This window comes from Streptomyces sp. NPDC055400 (genome assembly GCF_053644375.1).
Map to the genome: position 1 here is coordinate 1 of NZ_JBSHLM010000043.1, position 2,674 is coordinate 2,674.

The following is a 2,674-nucleotide window of genomic DNA, read 5'->3' on the forward strand; positions in this document are numbered from 1 at the left end:
GACCCGACCAATGATGATCAAGGTCGTGAGGGGCAACCCCACCCCCGAGGAGCTGGCCGCCGCACTGGCGGTGGTCCAGGCCCGCGCCGCGGCGGCGACCACCGCCCCGCCCGGCGCGGCAGTCACCCGCGACGCATGGGCGGACCCGGCGAGGGTGGCGCAGGCGCGCCGCCCGTCCCCGGGCCCCACGAGCTGGGCGCGCACGTACTGGCCTGCCTAGTCCGTAGGTGGGGGTGCGCCTGAGTACGCGTACTCAGGCGCACCGCGCGGCGGGGCAGCAGTATCGGATCCATGCTGTGGTCAGACCCCGAGAACGAGCCCCCCGAGGAGCTGCGCGAAACCCAGGCGATGCTCCGCCGAGCGGGCTTCGTGCTCGCGGTGGCGATGGTGATCGCGATGCTGGTTCTGGGAATCGTGTAGCCGCCCCGGACCGAGCACGCCCGCCTGCCCACATGTGGAACCCTGACCGCATGAGTGATCCCCACGTGAGCACCCCCGTGAGCGCCCGCCGCCGCCTCGTCCTCGCCTCCCAGTCCCCGGCCAGGCTGGCCCTGTTGCGCCAGGCGGGCCTGGCCCCCGAGGTGCTGGTCAGCGGGGTCGACGAGGACGCCGTGTCCGCCCCCACCCCGGCCGAACTGGCCCTGGCGCTCGCGGAGGCGAAGGCGTCCGTGGTCGCGGCGAAGCCGGAGGTGCACGGCGCGCTGGTGATCGGCTGCGACTCGGTCCTGGACATCGACGGCCAGGCGCTCGGCAAGCCCGCGGACGCCGAGGAGGCCACGGCGCGATGGAAGTCGATGCGGGGCCGCGCGGGCACCCTGCAGACGGGCCACTGCGTGTACGACACGGCGACGGGCCGCTATGCGTCGGCGACGGCCTCGACGGTGGTCCGGTTCGGCGAGCCGAGCGACGCGGAGATCGCCGCGTACGTGGCCTCGGGCGAGCCGCTCCACGTGGCGGGCGCGTTCACGCTGGACGGCCGCTCGGCCCCGTTCATCGACGGCATCGACGGCGACCACGGGAACGTGATCGGCCTGTCGTTGCCACTGCTGCGCCGCCTGCTGGCCCAACTGGGCGTGAACATCACGGACTTGTGGGCGGACTGACCGCGCACGCCCGCCCGGTTCAGACGGGCTGCGGCGCCCCGCCCCCGTCGGCCGGACCCGCAGGGGCGTCGCCCGCACCCGCTCCGGCGCCCTCCCCCTGCTCCTTGCGGTCATAGGCGACCAGCGTGAGCACGATGAGCCCGAGCACGACCATCATGAAGACGAACGCGAGCCAGCCGACCAGGCCGATGCTGAACGCTCCGAGCAGCCCGTGCACGACAGCCGCGCTGATCAGCAGGATGCGGCCGAAGCCGGCCGGCCCGCGGTCGCGCACGGCGATGCGTACGAGGACGACGGCGCACAGCGCGAGATAGAGCCCGAAGAGCGCGCCGGCTATCCAGGCGGAGACGGACATGGCGCGGGGGTCCAGCCCGGCCAGAGACATGTCCTGGCGGTCGACGACCAGCCCCAGGAACCAGTTGAGCAGGGCGATGCCGATCGCCTCCGCGAAGAGCACGATCGCGGCCACCCATGCCACCGGTCTGCGTGCCACCGGAACCCCACCCACTTTCGACTGCTGTTACCCCTAGTACGTTCGGGACAACGCGAACGCTACTAACGGGTAAACCGCGGGACAAGGGGTCTGCCCAAGGCAAAGAATCATTGGGCCATTCGTAGGGACTCCACAAAGAATCCCGGAGTGCCGCAGCGCCGTCTCACAGAGACCTAGCCCACTCTGGCGGGCTAGGGTTCGAAGAGGGAAGGCTGCGTACCCGGGCGCAACAAGGGGTTTCACCACTTGAGCGCGCCTCGAATAGCACTCCGTGTGGGCAAGCTCACTCATGGGGACGGGTCGAAAGCCCGTGTCGGCAGTCCCTAAACTCGGCTTGTTTCAAGGAGGGAGCCATCGTGCGCAAGGTGCTCATCGCCAACCGTGGCGAAATCGCTGTCCGCGTGGCCCGGGCGTGCCGGGATGCCGGTATCGCGAGCGTTGCCGTTTACGCGGAACCGGACCGGGACGCTTCGCATGTCCGGGCCGCGGACGAGGCGTTCGCGTTGGGCGGTGACACCCCGGCCACCAGCTATCTCGACATGGCGAAGGTGCTGCAGGCCGCCAAGGACTCCGGCGCGGACGCCATCCACCCCGGCTACGGATTCCTGTCGGAGAACGCCGAGTTCGCCCAGGCCGTCCTGGACGCCGGCCTGATCTGGATCGGCCCGCCCCCGCAGGCCATCCGCGACCTCGGCGACAAGGTCGCCGCCCGGCACATCGCCCAGCGTGCCGGCGCCCCCCTGGTCGCCGGCACCCCGGACCCCGTATCCGGCTCCGACGAAGTCGTCGCGTTCGCCCGCGAACACGGCCTGCCCATCGCCATCAAGGCCGCCTTCGGCGGCGGCGGCCGCGGCCTCAAAGTCGCCCGCACCCTCGAAGAGGTCCCCGAGCTCTACGACTCCGCCGTACGCGAAGCCGTCGCAGCCTTCGGCCGCGGCGAATGCTTCGTCGAGCGCTACCTCGACAAACCCCGCCACGTCGAAACCCAGTGCCTGGCCGACACCCACGGCAACGTGGTCGTCGTCTCCACCCGCGACTGCTCCCTGCAGCGCCGCCACCAAAAACTCGTCGAGGAAGC

At 71.1% G+C, this 2,674-nt stretch carries 5 protein-coding genes; 4 read left to right on the forward strand and 1 reads right to left on the reverse strand.

Annotated elements, in window-relative coordinates; all coding sequences use genetic code 11:
• Positions 1-10 precede the first annotated feature (10 nt).
• The 3 genes from ACWIGU_RS44795 to ACWIGU_RS44805 all read left to right on the forward strand — a co-directional run bounded on the left by ACWIGU_RS44795 (position 11) and on the right by ACWIGU_RS44805 (position 1,103).
• Complete coding sequence (locus tag ACWIGU_RS44795) at positions 11-220, forward strand: acyl-CoA carboxylase epsilon subunit (RefSeq protein WP_454407706.1); 210 nt, start codon at positions 11-13, stop codon at positions 218-220.
• 71 nt (positions 221-291) lie between these two features.
• Positions 292-420, forward strand: a complete 129-nt coding sequence (gene mmpB / locus ACWIGU_RS44800) for a morphogenic membrane protein MmpB (RefSeq protein WP_264484688.1) — start codon at positions 292-294, stop codon at positions 418-420.
• Positions 421-470: 50 nt separating this feature from the next.
• Positions 471-1,103 carry a Maf family protein gene (locus ACWIGU_RS44805; protein ID WP_454407704.1) on the forward strand — a complete coding sequence of 211 codons (633 nt, stop codon included), beginning with the start codon at positions 471-473 and terminating at the stop codon, positions 1,101-1,103.
• Between the two features lie 19 nt (positions 1,104-1,122).
• On the opposite strand, the gene ACWIGU_RS44810 is transcribed toward ACWIGU_RS44805, so the two are convergent.
• The gene (locus ACWIGU_RS44810; protein ID WP_356292158.1) at positions 1,123-1,596 is read right to left on the reverse strand and encodes a hypothetical protein; all 474 of its coding nucleotides are present in this window, start codon (positions 1,594-1,596) and stop codon (positions 1,123-1,125) included.
• Between the two features lie 356 nt (positions 1,597-1,952).
• Between ACWIGU_RS44810 and ACWIGU_RS44815 the strand changes: the two genes are divergently transcribed.
• Positions 1,953-2,674 (forward strand): biotin carboxylase N-terminal domain-containing protein (locus ACWIGU_RS44815; RefSeq protein ID WP_454407705.1); only part of this gene is annotated, 722 nt, incomplete at its 3' end.